The sequence below is a fragment of the Paenibacillus sp. GM1FR genome (assembly GCF_002803315.1).
Taxonomy (GTDB): Bacteria; Bacillota; Bacilli; order Paenibacillales; family Paenibacillaceae; genus Paenibacillus; species Paenibacillus amylolyticus.
The window spans coordinates 26,682-46,506 of sequence record NZ_MKZL01000012.1; the positions used below are offsets into that span (position 1 = coordinate 26,682).

Consider the following 19,825-nt stretch of genomic DNA (forward strand, 5'->3'; position numbering starts at 1 on the left):
TATTCATATTTATAGATACTAATGTTAACATTAGTTGTATTAATGCTAAACGGAGATGAACTCATGAATCTGGAACAGCTCGAATATGTCGTTGAAATTGCAAAAACGCAATCATTCTCCGCCGCCTCGGAGCATCTGCATGTCACACAATCGGCGATCAGCCAATCGGTGCATCGTCTGGAGAAAGAATTGGGTATCATCCTGTTCGAACGCTCGCGGCAGGGAACTCATCCCACTCCCGAAGGCAAACAATTCATTGCCAAGGCACTGGACATTTTGCAGCGGATTGATGAATTGAAATCCCTGAACGCCGAAGCCTCCTCTCTTAGCGGAGAGCTTCATGTGGCTACTTTTCCAAGTGTCATGCCCTATCTTGTTCAGTCTGCTGCGGATATGAAGCGTGAGCACCCGCAACTTAATATCTCCATTGAAGAGAAAGGGTCCATGGAAATTATCGAAGATATTCGCAACAACAAAACCCATCTGGGCTTTATCGCGATCTACGCCAAACAATTGCGGGAATTCGATGGACTTCACTTCAGTCCCATGTACTCGGGCAGGCTGGTAGTTGGTACTCATCACCTGTCTGAACTTGCCAAGCACAGCCGTGTTTCACCGGATCAATTAAAAGAACACAAGCTGGCACTGTATCGAGATGGTTTCATCGAAGACTTCATCAAGGAATTCACCTATGATCATGGACCTCTGTCCATTCTGTTTAAAACAAATAATTCAGAAGCCATCAACATGGTGTTAAGAAACGATATTGCCGCCACGATTGGTCACGACTTTTCCTTTCACCAAAATCCCTTATGGAAAGAAGGTCTGGTGAAGATGGTAGAGATCGCTGGAATCGATCAACCGAAAATGCAAATTGGCTTTGTGCAGACGGAGTCCAAGGAGTCCGCCGTAGCCGCAGAACGATTCGCCCAACGCTTCAGACAGGCGATAGAGCTGGATCATTTAAAAATTTAAATCTAAAAAAGTGCTCCACCCTTTGAAGGAAGTTTGGGATGAACACCAACTTCTCCAAGAGCGGAACACTTTTCTGACTATCTCTTGCGTTACTATTGCTACATCTAACTCAAACTATACTTTCACTTTACGTACGGCTTCACTCATCTCATTCGTCTGCTGCTCCAGCATGGTGGAGGTCTGTGCCACCCTGTTGAACATGGCCGACTGTTCACGCATCAATCGATAGATTTCATCCGAATGATCCGATACCCCGGCTGAGATCTGCGAGATCGTATTGACGGAGGCTGCAGCCTCTTCCGATCCTGCCGAGATTTCCTCTGCCGCAGCGGAGACTTCCTGAATGCGACGGGTCACCAGTTGGAACGCATCAACTACATGGGCGAAAGCTTGCTCCGCTTCTGCGGTAATCGTAACACCTTGTCCAATCTCGGTTGCAGTAACCCCCATCTGTGAGCCAATCTGTTGTGATTCTTGTTGAATACGAAGTAACAAGTCGGAGATCCGTTCCATGGATGTGCTTGAGGCCTCAGCAAGCTTCCGAACTTCATCCGCCACAACCGCAAAACCTTTGCCATGTTCTCCTGCATGTGCTGCCTCAATGGATGCATTAAGCGCAAGCAGCTTCGTCTGACTCGCAAAATCACGAACCGTGTGCAGGGCACCACCAATTTCCTGGGAGTAGTTGTTCAGCACCTGAACCATCGCTACAACTTCACTTGAGACATTTGAGATACTCTCCATCTGTGTTTTCATCAGTGTCATGCTCTGTTTACCGGACTCCGCCGTAGAAAGCGCACTTGATGCCGCATCCGATACAACCATCGAGGATTCGGATATATCCGTTATGCCTTTTGCGATCTCTTCCATCGCATGCGCGCTATCGCTTGCACCCTGCTTCTGCGTATGTGCACCCTGCCTAATCTGTTCGACAGATTGATCAACCGTCTTGCCCATCTCAAGCATCTCTTCGGTACTGCGATTAAATTCCTTCGTTGATTCCGATAAAATATCTGTGGTTACTGCTACGCCTTCAACCATGTTACTCACAATCTTATTCAAGTTACCGGACATATGTATCATCGCTTGATATGTGGTTCCAATCTCATCTTGGCTGCGCAAACGATACGACGTCAAAATTTGGTTCGCTTCTGCAAGCTCACCCTGTGCCATTTTTTCCACACTCGCCTTCAGCGGTTGAAGTGGCCGCAGTCCTCTTACGATAAACCACGTGACAACAGCAATGCCTATAAGTGTAATTAGTAGCAACAAGGCATAGAAAGGGATACTCGATTTCATAATATCCGATTCTATACTTCCGATCACCGATACCGCCGTATCGATACCAATTACACCTGTTACAGCGCCATTACTATCCAGCATGGGAGCGTAAGAGGAAATATAGTCGCCGTACTCCTCATTGTTAATGATCGAAGAACTGGCTGTTTGCCCCTGCAACAGCTTCTGAACAGCCTCCTGAGGGACATCCGTAACTTCATTAATCGGTGAGGCTTTATCTGTATCCTTCATACCGTCCACCATAATAAGTGGCGTACCTTTGTCATCTATTTTGACGAAATACACATACATTGCACCAATGCTTACGCGAAAGTCATCCAGTTCATCACGAATCTTCAAGAATTCGTCATTCTCCTTGGGGTCCTTGGCAAACTCGGCATAAGATGCTGTATCCAGCTGATTCACATAACTCTGAGCAATCTGGATGTTGTAACTCGAAATGGCCTCCTGCGCAGCAAGTTTCATATTGGCCACCTGTAACAGCATGCTTCCAACGGCTATAATCGTAATGACCAGTGTGACTACTGCAACAATGCGCACAACCAAACGTTTTCTAAAAAAACCAATCATCCGCTCCTCTTCCTCTCCCGTGAACCCAAGCCTTTTTGACTAGGCGCTACCCAAAAAACACATGCTTGAAGCACTATGTATGGGAAAATAGTAAACGAATATGTCGAATTAGGCAAGAAAATATTGGGTTTACATAAAAACGCTATCATGGTCGTGGTAGCTTTGTTCATTGGAGCTACATTTAGGATAAATTTCGAAGAATTCTTTTCGGTTCCTTACAGTGAAAATTGATAGAAAAAAACACCCCGACGTAAGCGCCGAGATGTTGAGGTGTTCTACATTTGAATGTCACAAATATTAAACCGTTCGTTCACTCTTCTTCCTGAATCGAATTAGGGACCAGATAATCAGCAACGCAAGCACGGCAAGACAGATACTAATGCTGAACCGATTACCTTCATCAAACACAAACATCACTGCAATCACACTAAGACATAGTACAACGACTCCGGTTATATAAGGGAATCCCCAAACTTTGAAGGTCGGTTGAACCGGATATCTCTTCCGCAGTTTCAACTGTGATGAAGCAATACAGATCCACACAAGGATTACAACAAACCCCGGAACTGCGAGCAATACGCGGAACAGTTGATCCTGCGCGAACAGGCCTAGCAAGGAACCTCCGAGCAAAACTACTGAGCACACCAGAAGTGTGTTAACAGGGCTACCGTTGCGATTCGTCTGTGACAATGCCTTTGGAGCTTCACCGCCTACTGCCATGGAGTGCATCATCCGGGATGCACCATAGATCCCTGAATTCGCAGCAGACAGAACGGCCGTCACCAAAATAAAGTTCATTATGTGTGCTGCTCCCGGCAGTCCCGTGGATGCAAGCACCTGTACAAATGGACTGCTCTCCGGCCCGATCTCATTCCATGGGATAAGACCACAAATGATGAGAATCGGCAAGGTGAAGAACAGAATAATTCTGAGCATGAAATTGCCCACGATTTTGGGCATAACTTTTTCTGCATTTTCCGTCTCGGTCAGGGTCAGACCAATCAGCTCCGATCCCCCATAAGAGAACATGACCACAAGCAGTGCCGAGAAGATCGATGACCATCCGTTCGGGAAGAACCCGCCTGCTTGCGTATAATTTTGCAGATAAGGGGTGTTATCACTTGGGATAATGCCAAAGATCAACCCTGCACCCAGGAAGATAAAAATAATGATCATGGCAATTTTGATCCCGGCCAGCCAAAACTCAAATTCCCCGAACACACCTACACTTAACAGATTAACCAGTATAATGAACGCCGCACAAGCCAGACTCAGCATCCACAGCGGTACTTCACTGAACCAATACTGCAAAAAACTCCCGGCGGCAATCACCTCAATGACACACACCGATAACCATAGAAAGCAGTACATCCATCCCATAACAAAGGAAACTCTGCTACCAAATGCCTCCTGCACGAAGTCTTTCATATTTTTGTTCTTGTACACCGTAGCCATCTCCGCCATCGCGGCCATCACTACCAGCAGCAATAATCCGGCAAAAATGTACGTGACGATCACGCCCGGACCTGCGAGTCCAATCGTCTCTGCACTGCCTTTGAAAATTCCTGTTCCAATGACACCACCCATAGCCATAAAACTGATGTGTCTTGGTTTAAGCTTCTTTTGTAGTGTTCCTTCTGTCTGAGCCAATTCAAGTCCTCCTGATGTAAAAAACGTCTGTAATGCTGTCTTGTTTCATAGACATAATGTCCAGTATACCCTATTGTCCATCAATCAGCCCAGAAGTTCCTTATGGCCAATTCATCCCAAACATATATGGACATAACCTATGTTTTATACCCCACAATGGCACGAAGCAATCTGTGTACAATCCAGGTTAGCAAAATGTACCCTGCCCCATAGATGAACCAAGCGCCTATGTTACTACCCCATGTTGAAAGATCACTCGCGATATACAACAAAGGCAGCATAAAAGATATAACCAGCGCTACCCAGAGTCTAAACCAATTGGCAAAATAACTGCATACTCCAAGCATCACAGCAATGATGGGACATAACACCAAGACAGCAAACAGCGGATTCATATGATCGAACCACCAGTAAATCATGCACGACTCCCTCCACATTCTTCGTCACAAGGCCACGTTGTTTTAATGCGTATTATTGAGTTTATTCTACTCTTTTTCCATCTCTTAAAATGTACGATATGTTGCAAAATTAAAAAACCAGCGTCCTGTAAAAAAACAGAATACTGGTTTGTCATGTGAATTCATTTAGATTTTTTTCGTCATAAACGTGCTGTTCGGGTCCAATACATAATCCGCGAATGGTTCGCAATATTCAAATCCGAAGTCTTCGTACATCTTCCTTGCCGGGATAAATGAATCCATTGAACCCGTCTCCAGACTGATTCGCTTATAACCACGGTCTGTGGCAACCTCCATAATATGTGCCAAAATTTTTCTCGCTACGCCTTTTCTCAGATGAGCCGAAGCGGTACGCATCGACTTCAACTCTGCATGCTCTGGATCAAGTTCTTTGATAGCCCCGCAGCCGAGCAAGTCGTCCCCTTCCCAAGCACACCAGAAAGTAATTTCGGGCTCCTTGAGTCCGTCCAGATTCAACGCATGAATACTTTCTGGAGGCGAATCTGCTGCCATCCCTTGCAAGTGCTCAGCGATTAATGCCTTAACTTGTACTCCACTCAAATCATCCACTCTGATCTCCATAACGTACCACTCCCGCCGACATTTTTATTGGTTTTATCACTGAATGTATATCAATCATTTCATCTTACTACCGTGTTAGGTTTTATGACAAGAGGTTGCTTATATCCACTGAAATACGCTATTGTGATCCACCTATAATTTCCAGTATGATGAGGCTATCATATGCCAAAGGGGCGAGGTCTATTGCGAAATATACATAGAGTTAAACGTGGAACTAAGGTGAAGCAAGCTTAACTTATTTTAAAGGAGAACCCTATGACCCTAAAAACGGATAACCTGTTTTATAGCAAACGATTAAAGATGACTCCACCACGTCCTGAAGACGTGCAGACCATGCTGCAATGGAACGAAGACCCGGAGTACCTTCGGAATGTGGATACTGATCTGGCCATTCCCTATTCAGAGAAACAGTTGGAAGATGAGGGCGAAACGAAGAACAAGGAAGTTTACTTCAGACTGCGCACGCATGAAGAGGATACGCTGATTGGTTTTGTCGTCATTCATGGCATTGAATGGAACAACCGCTGCGGACAGCTTGCCATTGGCATCGGACTTGCCAAACATCGCAACAAGGGATATGGCACGGAAGCGTTGAATCTTATTTTACGATATGCGTTCCATGAGATGAATCTGGACCGAGTTGGTCTCGATGTCATCGCCTACAATGCCAAAGCAATCCGTTCCTATGAAAAGGTTGGTTTTCAGTTGGAAGGTCGGGCACGCTCAGCTGTATATCGTGATGGTAAGCGTTATGACCGCTTGATGATGGGAATCCTAAGACCAGAATGGGAAACACACAATCAGATCCATACGGAGGGTGAACAAGCATGACCAAGAATGAAGAAGTCACCGAGTTTATTGAACAGATTCAGATCCCCTGGCAAGTACAAGTCGCTGAACAATTGCGCCAGTTGGTGCATGATACCATCCCTGACGTACAAGAACGCGTCCAATACAAGAAACCTCATTTTTTGAAAAACGGAAAGTACGCTGCGGTCATCTCGCCTTCCAAACAAGCCATGTCTTTCACCATCTTCAATGCAACCGGACTCGATCTACCTGATGGGATATTTGAAGGCCCAGAAGAGCGCAAAACGATCAAACTCAAGGAAAAAGATACGCCGGACTATGAATGGTTGGCTGGTTTGTTAAAGCAAGCATCTGCGGAATTGTAGAGAGATGTAGTGAAGAGCACATACGCCGAAGTAGTAACTTAGGTAGTAATGTGCGAAACGTATGGTGTGGGCCGTAATGTGCGGGTGGTATGTATGGGGTGAGTTTAGGGTTAGGTTTGTGGCAAGCGCTAACGAATCGGACACACCTTATATCGCAGTTTTAAAAACATATGAAATTCTAACGAATCTCAGCAGTCTTATTACAGACCTAACCTCCGATTTTCTTCGAAAAACCATGACAATTGGAGAAATAGAGTTGCTATGATTCGTTAGAATTCTATACTGCTGCAAATTCACCCAATAAGACGTGCTAGGTTCGTTAGACTGTGTGAGTACGACAAGCGGCCTCTGCACGTAGAAAAAACAACCCATTCTCACTCTGGCGGCTAAATAAATAGCATAAACGACTGGCTGTAGCAAAGATATCTCACATCCATCCTACGCAGGGCAAAGGGGCATCCCATGAAGTTCCAAGAACTTCGGGATGCCCCTTGGTTATAGTCTGTCTACTACTGTCATTCCAACCTTAAAAGCGATGTAATATCATAATAAGATGACTGCTTATAATTGCTTATAATGTTATATACTAGCTTCCACCATCAAGATTGCTGGTACGATACGGCGGTCATCTGACACGGCTCACATATGAACATGTAATACATACCCTCACCATATTTCTCAACCTCGCCCCAGTCCAGTTGTGCGACAGCCTCCATTCTCGTGGAACAGCGTGGACATGTTGGGTACTCCGCATCTTGAACCCATCCCGGATGGCCGCCGACCTGAGATAACGATGGCTCCATCGCCCACTCACTGGCATGGAATGCATGACGCGATGCATTTGCAATCCGAAACTGCTGGCCAACATCCGGTGCAAGTTTACCATAGTCGTCCAGGTCAATCTCGTCCATTCCCGCAGGCATGACATTATGTGAACTCCATAACGGTTCTCCTGCTACGTCCAGCTCCATGTAAACCACACCGTAACTGCTGCATATCACGCAAGTCTGTATCTGAAGTTGCTGAGCATGCCAAGAAACGTCATTCAATGCTGGATGCTTAACATCCAGACTAATTAAGGTGGTTAACGCATTGCCACACCATGGACAGCAATTGGTGCTAGGGTTCAGCATCGATAGTGAACTTCCGGTTAACTCCACGTTAGGTCCTTCATTCTCTTTTACTTTATAGAGTGAATAACTTGGGGTGATGAATAATTCCCTGCGCTGCCCGTCTTTTGTAAGCTCCCAACCAGCTTCAGTGGTGTAATGCTCAGGTGCCACGTATAATTCGTTCGCCCAAGATGGAGGAGATTGTCTCCACTGCCGGAACTGCCGCACGACAACATCATCTCCGATATGGGCCAGCATGAGCAATATGTGGTTCCGATTCTCATCATCGCTGTTCACCTGCTGCAAGAGACGATCACGAACCTCACCCGAGGCACTTTTATACAAAATGGCAGGATAATAGATCTCTTGTTCCAGCACCTCAGGAATTTCGGCAGTCAACGATATATCATGGTAGCAGACCAGATATACCAGAATGTCTTTGCCCGTATCTTCATCACCTGTACAAATCCGTTGCATCGCGTAATCCTTCATCTGATCTTGTTGCTCTACAGACAAAGATAGATATACCTGTTCCTCGGATTGTTCATAGGGCGTATAACGAATTAGTGGATTGCGAACCTGAGGTTTGTGCATGATTTTCAAAATTTCGACTGGGTCTGTAATACCTGCATACAAGTTCACGTCACGTCGATTCGCTTCAATGTATCTCTGACGCTCCTCGCGTTCCATCTCCTGCTTGCAAGGCATGCAATAACCAGCCGTTTTCAACGCTGTTGCTGGTAAAATGGTATTTGCACACCCTTCCCGTATACACGGAATTCGTCCTGTCATCCCTCCACCCCCTCTACTATCTGCTCGCTTCATCATGCCATGACAAACACGCCACAACGTGACGTGCTTGTCCCTTACTCCATATTTAAATACCTGCGTGTACCATAAAGGAAAATACGAATCAGTGATGTCCCAACTGGTCCTTGGTAAATTCGTAAAAGGCAAGCGCATCTTCACTGCTGGCAAAGCCTGCCTGAGCCATCTTTTCACTACCGCCACCTTTGCCTTGGTATGCTCCAAGATTACCTTTGAAGAAAGGTCCACAAGCCCATTCAGGCGGCTGGCCGTTCTGTGCCAGAACTACTTTGGCCTCTGAGATACTGGCAAAGAGTACAAGCCCCTCATGGTCTGCCGTCAGCTTGGTAGCAAGACTCTGCATATCCTTGAGCGATTTGTCTTCAAAAACCTGAGCAATTACCAGCCCTTGCCGAGCGGCCAGAAGTTCCTCCGCATAATAGGCATCGTTCGTTGTTTTCACTGCATTCAGCTCAGTTTGCAGCTGCTTTTGCTCCAGCTCCATTTTCTCAATGCGCTCCAATAACTCGTCCTTGCTGGTCTTTAATTTAACCATAATGCTATTGAGCACGTTTTGTGTAGCTGTGAATTCATTTAGAGCCCTTGTTCCACATTTGAAATAAATGCGGGTACCGCCCTTCACTTTTTCAGTTTTCAACAGTTTGATGATCCCAATCTCACCTGTCGCCGACACATGCGTTCCACCGCAGGCGTTATACTCCACATCCTCGATCTCGACGATGCGAATGTCTTCCGTTACCGTAGGTTGCTTCACCAGTGGTAATTGTGCAGCCTCTTCTGCTGTAACCCAGGACGTGTTGATACGAGCGTTACGATAGATCTGGCGATTCACTTCTTGTTCAATGGCGGTTAATTGATTCGCTCCCAGTTCAGCCGCAGCCACATCAATCGTGTCATACTCCGTACCAAGATGGAAACTGAGGGTCATCGCTTCAGTAAGCTTTAGAGTGATTGCCGATAACAAATGCTGACCCGTATGCTGCTGTATATGATCGAATCTGCGCTCCCAGTCAATCTCACAATGTACCTCAGTCTCTTCAGGAGTGCGTTCCAGCTTATGCCATACGTCACCATCTTCAATGTTCACATCCAGAACAGCGATGCCACCAATTTGTCCCAGATCACAAGGCTGTCCGCCCCCATGCGGGTAAAAAGCAGTCTCCGCCAGCGTGACATATACACCATCTTCCTTGTCTACTCTGCCTGTAATCGTTGTATGCCACTCTCTTGTATAAGCAGAGTCATAATAGATTTTTTGCGTCATTGAATCATCCCGATCCCTTCTCGTTCAAATGGTTTTTTACCGATCTGCACCTAACCTCCAGATTACACTATCTGGAACTGTGAATCCAATTTAAGGCACACAAGATCGCTCCTCCATATCAAAAAGACCGCTCTGTAAGCCAAGCTACAGAGCGGTCTCCTTACTTATATCCACGTTTAATGTAACGTTGGATATGGTTTGAGCTATGATTACACCGGAACGGAGATTGCAGACATATTACTTATTATAGACACAAGAGCGAAGCAGACAGAAAGGACCTGAAGAAGCGAAGCGTGCTCCCTTATCACCGGATTTCTACCTTCAGGGGAAAAATCATTAAAATCCGGGGATAAGAGAGATCGAAAGGTTTTCTGTCTGTGTAGTTCCTGAGTGTCAAATCAAGTATGGTCTGCAATCGGAGTGGTCAAGTGTAATCCCAGGTGCATTCCATGTCTTTTTTTACATTAAACCAAATTCCAGAACAGGGCGGTATTCGCCACCGTAACCATCGTGAACAATAATGTGTTCACAAATGCGGCGAGCCATACATTATTCGTTTTTTCAAACAATTTGCGTGCATACACGGCAGCGATGATGAGACAAGGCACCAGTGCAAAGAGCAAAATGCCATTCAATGCCTGACCTGGATACAACGCCACACCTGTCATAAAGTCTTTGCCGTATTGCACCAGCAACCACAGCACCAACCCGCCAACATTCAGTACAATCGTCAGTAACGTTCCGCCACGTTTGCCGCGTGTGTTGGCATTCAGAGTAACTGCACTGACAAAGTAATAAATCAGGAAGAACGGTGTATACCGTAAGGCGGTAATGAAGTGTTCACTCTCGAACGTACGGACCGCAAACGTCCAGATCCGGAAATCTGTTCCGAAGATCGCCTGCACTACAAACAGCAATGCGTATCCGATGACTACTGCGAGCACAGCGGTCACCAAGCTGGCAATGATCGTAACAGGATTCAAGCTGATACCATAATCGCTGAAACGGGTTCCTGCATCCTTTTTAGAGAAATAATGGAAGGCAAAGGTCACCAGGATCATAATTAACGCCGATACCAACGCCCAATACACAATCTGGTTCGTTGTTGGTTCATTGAAGTACGAACTTGTAACCACAATCTTGTCTGCATATTGGAAGACAAGCCACATCACTAGGGACACAACAGCCAGAAGCACGCTGCCTACCGCAATATTTTTCATCCGGCGGCTTGATGTATAGTCGTTCTTCTTGCTTCCAGCCATCACGAACCCAATAATGGCTCCAAGCACACTCAAGGCAAGTACAATCAGAGCGATGATGCGAAGCACATTCAATCCATTTGCCTCTTTATCCATCAAGGTTGGGAATAAGACCGCTGGAATCAGGGTGCTGAATGCGATAGCAAGCCAATAGATTGACTTTTGTTTCCCACTGACTGCTGCGGACACCGTTGCAATCTCTCCCGTTACCGTTTTGCGCAAGAACGGCAGTCTGATCAACAACGTAATCAGCGGCACAATCATCAAGAAGAATCCAATCAGAGCGACAAAGTTAAATGCCTCTTTCGCCCACCAGATCTGATTGCCCGAATCCAGATTCACATTGGTCTGATTAGGCCACGTCACACCATTAAATGCATGTGCATAGAAGTCGATTAGATGCCCAGTTGTTGTACGCGAGAAATGGTTCCATGGGTGAGTCTGATTAGGCGTAAACAGAATATGCTCACCCGTTTGGGAAGGACGTACCACTTTTCCGTCTACGGTCAGATCGCCGGATGGTACTTTGGTAAATGTATCGGTCGTGCCTCTTGGCGCATCAGGTGCAAGGCCAAGGAAGGCTTTACCCGAAGCCGTTGCTGCAAAATCCTTGCGAGTCACCGTACCTTGTACTTCTTTCTCTGCGGCTGTTTTCTCTTCATCCGATTTGTTGAAGAAAAACTCGTCATATTTCCCCGCGACCATGCCCACCGTCCGACTGCCAAATGCAGCCTGAAGCTGATCCTGTGGCGCAACCGCCGCAGCGTAAGAGTAATCCGCACCTGCCGAGATGCCTGTGTAGATCATACGGTATCCTGTTTGAAGGGAACTCATCTCGTCCATGTACATTGACAACAGCGTTGAGAACCCACCCATGGAGTGACCGCTGACTGCCACGTAGGCATTGCCTTTCTCATCTTTCTTGGTGAAGTCCTGCTCATAAATATATTTGGCTGCATCAAACTGCGAGTATATCCAGAACGTTCCGAACAGATCCTTTACCGGAATATCTGCACTCCAGCGGGAATCCCCGTGGTCATACATGTCCAGTGCAAGCACAATATAGCCGCGTCGGGACATCTCAATAGCAGGTGCATCCTGCATTTCTTTCGTATTCAGATATCCATGTGTTGTAATAATGACCGGACGTTTATCAGCCGCACCTGCCCCTTTAGGCATGTAGAGCAGACCCGATAGCGTGCCGTGATCGGCTTGGAATTTGATCTCTTTGACCTTAACGGAATAAAAGGAAGAGTTGAACATTCCAGCAAACAAGCTGCCGAAAATGACCAAAACGAGTGATAAAACCAACAACCCCTGCGGTTTTTTTAAGAATGATGTGACTGTTCTCATAAAGGTCCCCTTAACAAATATAAAATACTAGATAAATGAATGAATAATAGTGCATTGTAGATACGTCCAAAGAGCTATTCAAATTAGATGTAAATGATAACATGTAAAAATTGACTTAGTATGGCCTAAAAAAGGCACACATAACGGCGCCGGACGTCCGGCGCCATTACCTGTGTCACTTGCTACATAGTATCTTAACGTTTACTGACTCAATCTCTATAGCTGTCTAAGAATGACGCTGGGCAAACCCGTGACCAATCTTATTTCATCGACTCGGATAATTCTGTGAAAATAACACCCAGCGCATACGCACCAGCATCCGGGTAGCCCAGACTACGATCACCGACGGCACCTGCACGTCCCATACGTGCCACGATGTCTTCGGTTTTCTTCGCACCTTCAACGGCTGCTGCTGCACCTTTGGCAAATGCTGTTTTGAAGTCATCGCCAGACTCCGCACTTTGAGTCCAGGAATCGGCACACGGAACGAGTGCATCGATCAAGGTTTTATCACCTACAACGGCACCACGTCCGAAGGAACGTTCTCCTGTAGACTGAATCCCTTGCACCGCTGCATGGATCATCTCGGCGAATTCAGCAACGTTTAATTGCTGTTTATCCCCTACTGCTTTGCCAGCCGCACGGAATGCCGAACCCCAGATTGGGCCGGATGCGCCGCCACAATATTCCATGATGACCAAGGAACATGCATCGAGGAATGATCCGATGTCTTTTTTATCTTCGTTAATGATGTGATTCCATTCGCGTTTCAACTGGCGGAAGCCTTTTGCCACACTCATACCGAAATCGCCATCACCGGCATGGGAATCCAGTTCACAGAATGGTACTTCATTCTTGATGATGATCTCACCCATTTTATCGATCAGATAGACGACATTGTCCAGTGAAAATTGATTGCCTTTGATTACCGCAGCTGATGCATCCGTCTCCACTTCGTAAGATACAGGAGCGTCTTCACCCACAACAGCTTCCAGCGCTTCGGAATACGCCACTTGTGCTGCTGGAGGGCCGGATACTTTAAATGCAGGTGTATCACTTTCCTTGAACAACAGCGTTTTTAGTTCCTCATCCAGTTTCAGGATCGTAACCGATGCCCCCGCCATATCGATACTTGTCATGTAGTTGCCTACAAACGTAGTAGCGACCTTCAGACCTGCATGTCCAGCAAGCTCACGCTGAACGGAATTGTTGAGCAGGTATAGTTCTTGCAGTGGCGTTGCACCAAAACCATTCACCAGCACCGCAATCTCAGCGGATGCATCCTTATCCAGCTTCATATCTGCGAGCAATGCTTCGACCATACGTCCTGCCAACTCATCCGCTGATACCAATTTCTCACGGCGAATCCCTGGCTCACCATGAATCCCTACGCCGAATTCCATCTCATCTTCAGCAATTTCGAATGTAGGCGTGCCTTTGGCGGGCACCGTACAGGATGTGAATCCAAAACCAATACTGCGCACGTTCTGAGCTGCCTTCTCAGCAACGGATTTCACATCAGCCAGACTGCGGCCTTCTTCGGCTGCTGCTCCGGCGATCTTGTGAACCAGTACAGTTCCGGCAACGCCGCGACGCCCAACGGTATACAAACTGTCTTGTACAGCGATGTCATCCTCAACACGTACATACTGTACGTTGATGCCATCTTCTTCAGCCAGATGTGCTGCATTCTTGAAATTCATCATGTCGCCGCTGTAGTTCTTGATGATCAAGAGTGTACCCTTGTTGCTGGCTGTTGCCTTGATCGCTTGATACACCTGGATTTGGGAAGGAGATGCGAATACATCTCCACACACCGCTGCATCCAGCATGCCTTTACCCACATAACCAGCGTGAGCCGGTTCATGCCCGCTGCCTCCGCCACTGATCAGGCTGACTTTATCGGCCTGAATCTCTCTGCGTTTGATGACTTTATATTTTTTCAGAAATTCAAGCTCCGGGTGTGCAAGCGCAATCCCGTTGCACATTTCCATAACAACATGTTCGGCCTGGTTAATAATTTTCTTCATTATTTTACCTCCCGGCGAGCTGCTTTGTACTCACGACCCATGCGGTCAGCCGCTGCAATGGCAGCAGCTACTTCAGGAACGGTGATTGGGAACGGCATGGCGTGAATGGATTCTTCCGGAATACAAGCGATCTCTGCCACTTTCAACAGTTCTTCCTGACTAATCGTATCTACACCGATATCCGCCAAGCTGATCGGCAGTCCCACTTCGAGACAGAAGTCCATGACTTCATGCAGCTCTTCAGTTGGTGCATTTTCAAGGACGAGCTGTGCGATTGTACCGAAGGATACTTTTTCACCGTGGAAGAAATGATGTGTGCCTTCCAGAACAGTCAAACCGTTGTGAATTGCATGTGCTGCGGCCAGTCCGCCACTTTCGAATCCAAGACCAGATAACAGAATGTTGGTCTCAACGATATTTTCCAGCGCTTGTGTCACAACGTTGCTGTCACTTGCTACTTTTGCTTTTGCACCGTCAGTCAGCAGCATTTCATAACACAGTTTTGCCAGTGCAAGCGCCGCATTGGTACCTACTGCAGATGGGGTATATCCTTCGCGGGAACCCATTGGCAGACTTGCGTTTACACGGGAATAGGATTTTGCTGTTGCTCTTGCTTCGAAGTATGTAGAGAGCGCATCTCCCATACCGGATACGAGGAAACGTGTTGGTGCATTGGCAATTACCGTTGTATCAACGAGAACCACACTTGGGCTTTGTTTGAAGTAAGCATAGTCATCAAAAGAACCGTCCGGTGTGTACAATACAGCGGAGTGACTTGTTGGTGCGTCTGTTGCCGCAATCGTTGGGCAGATGATCAGTGCTTCGCCTTCAGCTACACATTTAGCCGCATCAATGGCTTTACCACCACCAAGACCGATGGTAGAGTCACATCCTTTTTCCTTTGCGATCGCTTGCAGACGAGCAACTTCCTCACGGGAACATTCCCCTTTAAAACCGCTTTCAACAAACGTAATATTAAATTTCTCGGCTGTTGCATCCAGCTTAGCTTTGACACGCTGTACATCATCGGGATGTGCAATCAGCAAAGCAGATTCTCCGAAGGATTTAACAAAGTACCCCAGGTTCAACAACTCGTCTTCGCCTTGTACATATTTAGTTGGGCTGATAAATGCTTTTCTCATAATATTATATGCCTCCTAAGGATATGAAATAGTGTAGTGATTACATCAAATTTTAATTTCTTACAATTGACCTTAATATAACGCATGAGCAACAGGTTTTACAGTGGACTTTGATAACAAATTATTATAATTTACAATCGTAATTTTTTGCTTTTTGTCACAATCATGGTATCTTATTGTCATGAGATGGTTGAATTTTGACCTCCCATTATACATTACCCGTCATCATTACATCTTAATATGTACAACTTGCTAACTTTTAACGGCCTAAATTATGAATCAGGTTAGCCTATGGAGGTTGCACCAATGATCAAAGAATATCTGCATATCAATAAAATTCTGGACCTTAATAAATGGAAGCGTCTACAAGATTCTCTCGCAACAGTAACCAAACTGGCGATCCTCACCGTTGATTATAAAGGCATTCCCGTAACCAGTCACAGTAGCTGTCAGGCTTTCTGCCAGAATGTCCGTAAAGACCCGGAGCTTCTCCCCTACTGTCAAAAATGTGATTCACGCGGTGGTCTGGAAGCGGTCCGATTGAATGAACCTTATGTGTATTTATGCCATTTCAATATTATAGATATCGCGATTCCAATCACGATTGATGGCAAATATATCGGCGCCGTCATGGCAGGACAAGTGAAACTCGCCGATCCGGAAAAGGGTAGCGACTTGGAGCAAATTGTCACGTCCAAAAACGTACCCATGCATGCAGCCAAGCTGGAGGAATTAAAGGATGATTACGCCCAGCTACCTGTGATGACCTATGAAGAGATTGTGAAAATCTCTAACATGTTATCCCTGCTCTGCAACTACATTGTGGAAGAAGCGCTAAACAAAAATCTGTTAGTTGAAATGTTCGAAAAAGCTTCAGGCAATCAGGAGACTCTAAACCTCTCCACCATTCTGCCGGGTTACTCCATTCGTAATATCGAGTCGATCAAAAAAGAGATGACCAATGCGATAGCGGATGCTTATCTGAAGAACAGCCCAAGTGACACGGAAAGCTCCAGCCCGGTGCTTCAGCCTGCTTTTGAATACATTCACAGTCACAAGAGTGAACAAGTTTCACTCAAACAAATGGCCGATCTATGCCACCTGAGTCCGAGTTATTTCAGCAGACTGTTTGCCAAGGAAACGGGCGAGAACTTCACCACCTATCTGGCAAAACTCAAGATAAAGTGGGCCAAACAATTGCTGGAGGTCACCGACATGCCTGTCTCACAGATCAGTGATGAGCTGGGATTTAATGAATCGGGATATTTTATCAAAATATTCAAAAAGTTCGAGGAAATTACGCCTGCTCTCTATCGCAAATACCTCCAAGAGAAAATATAGGTTCACTGATACTTTTTTCGTATCAAAGATGAGGTTAAAAGATATTTCACCTATTAATCTGCCATTGTTACAATGGAGTCCAGATGACTTAGGGAGGCGACATGAATGGAATATCGCAAATTAGGAAACAGTGGATTAACCGTCAGTGAGATTTCACTCGGCAACTGGATTACGCATGGAGCGCAAGTCGAGGATGGAATAGCAGAAGCTTGTGTGCGAACCTCATTGGATGCAGGTATTACCACATTTGATACCGCAGATGTGTACTCCAATACCAAGGCAGAATCCGTCTTAGGACAGGCTCTTAAGGATGTACGAAGAGAAAGTATTGAACTATGCACCAAAGTCTGTCACCCAACCGGCACAGGTCATAATGACCGCGGACTTTCACGTAAACACATCATGGAAGCCTGCAATGGTTCATTACGGCGGCTACAGACGGATTATATCGATGTCTATTACGCTCACCGTTATGATTACAACACTCCGCTGGAAGAGACGTTTCTGGCATTCTCCGATTTGGTGCGTCAGGGCAAAGTCCATTACATTGGCGTAAGTGAATGGAACGCAGATCAGATTGCACGAGGAGCCGCTTTGGCGAAGGAACTTCATATACCCTTCATTTCAAGTCAGCCGCAATATTCGATGTTATGGCGTGTGATTGAGCAAGAAGTGGTGCCTGCAAGCGACCAAGCAGGACTTGGACAGATTACATGGTCTCCTCTGGCTCAGGGTATACTATCAGGCAAATATGCGCCTAACGCAGCATTGCCCACCGGATCACGTGCAGCTGCTGAGGCAGGAGCACCCTTTTTCAATAAACTGGCTGGACAGTGGCTACGTGAAGATGTTCTTACCGCTGTGCAACAGCTTGTTCCACTCGCTAAAGAGATTGGTCTAACTCTCCCCCAACTCGCTGTGGCGTGGGTTCTACAACATTCGTATGTCAGTTCCGTTATTATCGGTGCATCCCGGCCGGAGCAGGTACTTGAAAATGTAAAAGCTTCTGGTGTGAAACTGGACTGTGCGATCATGTCTCGTATTGATGAAATACTGAATCCGTGGATTGAGCGTGATCCAACCAAGACGGGATAGTTTCTTTTTTCACTACTCACAACATACTAAGTTGTACTAATCATTTACACGATAACGGAGAGGACAGAAAAAACCTGAAAAAGCGGAGCGTTCGCCTTTATCACCAGATTTCCCCTTGAGAAAAGGGATCGAAAAAAATCTGGGGATAACAGCGATTGGAAGGTTGTTCTGTCATCGCAGTGTAAGTGTAAATAACCTTTAGCGCAACTCATATTCCCCATCAACAAAGTTCATAAAACGTGATACCACTTCCTGATTCATATCCGTCCGCCATGCCGTATACAACGGTACGGAGGGCGGATTTTCTTCTAATGGAAGAAAGACTACACCCTTACGCTGGAACACATCCACTGATGACGGAACAATGGAAATGCCCATGCCCGCCGCAACGAGATTCACAATCGTATACATCTGGATCGCTTCCTGCGTAATTCGAGGGTCTACGCCATGCTCCCTGCAATAATCCAGAACGAGACGATGGAACGGAGAACCCAGATGCCTTGGGAATAAAATAAAATCTTCATCCGCCAGTTCTCGAATTGAAACTTGAGTCTGAGAAGCCAACGGGTGATGATCTGGCAATACGGCAATCAACGTTTCCATCTGACAGGGGCGGAACGATACATGACGAGTATCTTCCTGATATCTCAAAAATCCAATATGGATCTGTCCGTCTTCCAGTGCCTGCAATTGTTGGGACGAAGTCATCTCACGCAGCGTCAATTCAATCTGCGGATATGCAGTGCGAAATTTCCTAAGAACATCCACCATAATGCTCCCCGAAGCCGAATCCACAAAGGCTATGGTGATATGCCCGATGATGCCCTGATCTGCCTTTTGCGTAAGTTGAATGGATCGTTCGAGCTGAGCCATGATCAGTCTGGCCTGTTCCAGAAATACGGCACCTGCCGGGGTAAGACGAACCATTTTCCTCGTGCGCTCCAACAGCTTCACGCCAAGCTCTTCCTCCAGATTCTGAATCTGCTGGCTCAGCGGTGGTTGCGTCATATTTAATTTTTCCGCTGCACGGTGAAAATGAAGTTCTTCTGCCACGGTGATAAAGTATCTTAACTTCCGAATATCCATAAGCCGATTGCGCATCCTTCCGTCTACCTTGTTAATTCATCTGTTCCTGAACCCAGATTGCCGACTCAGCCAGCATCGTCATCAATTCATTAAAGTCCACAGCAATCTCCCGCAGAGGAGTTTCCCCTGCATCGTGGATCAACATCATTATCTTGCCTGAACTTTGATCCAGTATAGCCGTACTTCCTTCACCAAATCCACCAATCGGGAAAGGCTGGAGGTCAGCTGGCAGCTCGTATTCTTTCTCATATTCACGGTATACTTCCAAAAAATCCGGATAAGCCCAGCTTAGTTCTTTCACCGAATACAAGGCAGGGTCGCCGAAGTTACATGCACCGAACTCAAGTAAAAGTGCGCGATACACTGCGGGCAGTCTCACATTATGCTTTTGCTCAAAATCCTCAATGCTCTGTTGTTCTTCAGGAGTACATCCTTCTCCCATTGTTGTATCGTAGGCTTTTACCAAAAGATCACGAATCGGTTCCAATTCTATTGACGTCACTTGAACTCCCCCTTAAGGTACTTTTCTCCACTGATAAGCCGTTGTGAATTCAATAGTTCTCCTTGAAGTGCAACACCTTACCCAAACAAGAGTCGAGCATTAAA

Annotated in this window: 16 protein-coding genes; 5 read left to right on the forward strand and 11 right to left on the reverse strand. The window is 46.2% G+C overall.

Going from position 1 to position 19,825, the window contains the following annotated elements:
- Window positions 1–63 precede the first annotated feature (63 nt).
- Window positions 64–975 (forward strand): LysR family transcriptional regulator, encoded by a 912-nt coding sequence (locus tag PAEAM_RS11925; RefSeq protein WP_100527691.1) that lies wholly within the window; start codon window positions 64–66, stop codon window positions 973–975.
- Window positions 976–1,089: 114 nt separating this feature from the next.
- Here PAEAM_RS11925 and PAEAM_RS11930 read toward each other — a convergent pair whose 3' ends face one another.
- The 4 genes from PAEAM_RS11930 to PAEAM_RS11945 all read right to left on the reverse strand — a co-directional run bounded on the left by PAEAM_RS11930 (window position 1,090) and on the right by PAEAM_RS11945 (window position 5,534).
- A complete protein-coding gene (locus PAEAM_RS11930) occupies window positions 1,090–2,844 on the reverse strand; it encodes a methyl-accepting chemotaxis protein (RefSeq protein WP_100527692.1) in 1,755 nt (584 codons plus the stop codon).
- Window positions 2,845–3,141: 297 nt separating this feature from the next.
- A complete protein-coding gene (locus PAEAM_RS11935; RefSeq protein WP_133120431.1) occupies window positions 3,142–4,494 on the reverse strand; it encodes an amino acid permease in 1,353 nt (450 codons plus the stop codon).
- Between the two features lie 137 nt (window positions 4,495–4,631).
- Window positions 4,632–4,913 (reverse strand): hypothetical protein, encoded by a 282-nt coding sequence (locus PAEAM_RS11940; RefSeq protein WP_036606188.1) that lies wholly within the window; start codon window positions 4,911–4,913, stop codon window positions 4,632–4,634.
- Between the two features lie 165 nt (window positions 4,914–5,078).
- A complete protein-coding gene (locus PAEAM_RS11945) occupies window positions 5,079–5,534 on the reverse strand; it encodes a GNAT family N-acetyltransferase (protein WP_100527693.1) in 456 nt (151 codons plus the stop codon).
- A 255-nt stretch (window positions 5,535–5,789) separates the two neighbouring features.
- Between PAEAM_RS11945 and PAEAM_RS11950 the strand changes: the two genes are divergently transcribed.
- Together PAEAM_RS11950 and PAEAM_RS11955 are read left to right on the forward strand one after the other, a co-directional pair.
- Complete coding sequence (locus tag PAEAM_RS11950) at window positions 5,790–6,365, forward strand: GNAT family N-acetyltransferase (RefSeq protein WP_207765570.1); 576 nt, start codon at window positions 5,790–5,792, stop codon at window positions 6,363–6,365.
- Entirely contained in the window at window positions 6,362–6,709 is a 348-nt protein-coding gene (locus tag PAEAM_RS11955) for a DUF1801 domain-containing protein (RefSeq protein ID WP_036606185.1), read from the forward strand. Before PAEAM_RS11950 ends, PAEAM_RS11955 begins: the two co-directional genes overlap by 4 nt.
- A gap of 599 nt (window positions 6,710–7,308) precedes the next feature.
- On the opposite strand, the gene PAEAM_RS11960 is transcribed toward PAEAM_RS11955, so the two are convergent.
- From PAEAM_RS11960 to PAEAM_RS11980, 5 genes are all read right to left on the reverse strand, one after another.
- Window positions 7,309–8,613, reverse strand: a complete 1,305-nt coding sequence (locus PAEAM_RS11960; RefSeq protein ID WP_100527694.1) for a DUF1963 domain-containing protein — start codon at window positions 8,611–8,613, stop codon at window positions 7,309–7,311.
- Window positions 8,614–8,734: 121 nt separating this feature from the next.
- Window positions 8,735–9,913 carry an alanyl-tRNA editing protein gene (locus tag PAEAM_RS11965; protein WP_100527695.1) on the reverse strand — a complete coding sequence of 393 codons (1,179 nt, stop codon included), beginning with the start codon at window positions 9,911–9,913 and terminating at the stop codon, window positions 8,735–8,737.
- A 464-nt stretch (window positions 9,914–10,377) separates the two neighbouring features.
- A complete protein-coding gene (locus tag PAEAM_RS11970) occupies window positions 10,378–12,525 on the reverse strand; it encodes an alpha/beta hydrolase family protein (protein ID WP_100527696.1) in 2,148 nt (715 codons plus the stop codon).
- A 260-nt stretch (window positions 12,526–12,785) separates the two neighbouring features.
- Entirely contained in the window at window positions 12,786–14,555 is a 1,770-nt protein-coding gene (gene dhaK / locus PAEAM_RS11975; protein ID WP_100527697.1) for a dihydroxyacetone kinase subunit DhaK, read from the reverse strand.
- Window positions 14,555–15,697 carry a glycerol dehydrogenase gene (locus tag PAEAM_RS11980; protein WP_017690500.1) on the reverse strand — a complete coding sequence of 381 codons (1,143 nt, stop codon included), beginning with the start codon at window positions 15,695–15,697 and terminating at the stop codon, window positions 14,555–14,557. The genes dhaK and PAEAM_RS11980 overlap by 1 nt, the downstream gene beginning before the upstream one ends.
- 306 nt (window positions 15,698–16,003) lie before the next feature.
- Here PAEAM_RS11980 and PAEAM_RS11985 point away from each other — a divergent pair, with 306 nt between their 5' ends.
- Both PAEAM_RS11985 and PAEAM_RS11990 read left to right on the forward strand, forming a co-directional pair.
- Window positions 16,004–17,038, forward strand: coding sequence for a PocR ligand-binding domain-containing protein (locus PAEAM_RS11985; protein WP_100527698.1), 1,035 nt, complete (start codon window positions 16,004–16,006; stop codon window positions 17,036–17,038).
- 105 nt (window positions 17,039–17,143) lie between these two features.
- Entirely contained in the window at window positions 17,144–18,133 is a 990-nt protein-coding gene (locus PAEAM_RS11990) for an aldo/keto reductase family protein (RefSeq protein ID WP_100527699.1), read from the forward strand.
- 198 nt (window positions 18,134–18,331) lie between these two features.
- On the opposite strand, the gene PAEAM_RS11995 is transcribed toward PAEAM_RS11990, so the two are convergent.
- The gene (locus PAEAM_RS11995) at window positions 18,332–19,219 is read right to left on the reverse strand and encodes a LysR family transcriptional regulator (RefSeq protein WP_100527700.1); all 888 of its coding nucleotides are present in this window, start codon (window positions 19,217–19,219) and stop codon (window positions 18,332–18,334) included.
- Window positions 19,220–19,250: 31 nt separating this feature from the next.
- Window positions 19,251–19,721 (reverse strand): SMI1/KNR4 family protein, encoded by a 471-nt coding sequence (locus PAEAM_RS12000; RefSeq protein WP_100527701.1) that lies wholly within the window; start codon window positions 19,719–19,721, stop codon window positions 19,251–19,253.
- Window positions 19,722–19,825 lie beyond the last annotated feature (104 nt).